The organism is Kitasatospora sp. MBT66 (assembly GCF_000710405.2).
Taxonomy (GTDB): domain Bacteria; phylum Actinomycetota; class Actinomycetes; order Streptomycetales; family Streptomycetaceae; genus Kitasatospora; species Kitasatospora purpeofusca.
Genome location: NZ_JAIY01000016.1, coordinates 61,677 through 62,274, shown reverse-complemented (window position 1 = coordinate 62,274; position 598 = coordinate 61,677). Strand labels below are relative to the sequence as shown.

The 598-nt window shown below is 78.9% G+C and carries 1 protein-coding gene; it reads right to left on the bottom strand.

Annotated elements, in window-relative coordinates; all coding sequences use genetic code 11:
* A partial coding sequence (locus tag BI06_RS51710; protein WP_233290469.1) for an NB-ARC domain-containing protein occupies positions 1-598 on the bottom strand: 598 nt, incomplete at both ends.

The window sequence follows — 598 nt, the reverse complement described above, 5'->3', positions numbered from 1 at the left end:
GGGCCGGCGTGGTGCAGCAGCCCGGCGTCCGTGAGCTCCTCCAGCAGGTCGTGCGCCTCGGCCTCGGCGAGCCCCCCGAGGGCGGCGGCGAGCGCGGGCGGGAAGTCCGCCCCCGCGACGTGGGACAGCAGCCGGAACTGACGGGCGGCGGCCGCGGTGAGCCGCTGGTAGGACAGTTCGAACGCGGCGGTGACCCGCAGGTCGCCCGCGGCCAGGGCGTCCAGGCGGCGGTTTTCGTCGGCCAGCCGGTCGGCCAGCCGGCGCAGCCGCCACTCCGTGCGGGTGGCGGCCCAGTTGGCGGCCACCCGCAGGGCCAGTGGCAGGTGCCCGCAGGCGTCGGCGACGGCGCGGGTCGCGTCGGCCTCCGCGGTGGTGCGGTCGTGGCCGAGCACGAGGTCCAGGAACCGGCGGGCCTCGGCCGGGGTGAACGGCTGCAGCACGCGGCGGCGGTCGGCGGCCACCGCCCGGACGGCGTGCCGACTGGTCAGCAGGACGCGGCCGCGGCCCGCCGTGCCTGGTTCGGGGACCAGGGGGCGGACGTGGTCGAGGTCGGCGGCGTTGTCGAGGATCACCAGGGCGCGCCGCTCGGCGAGCAGCG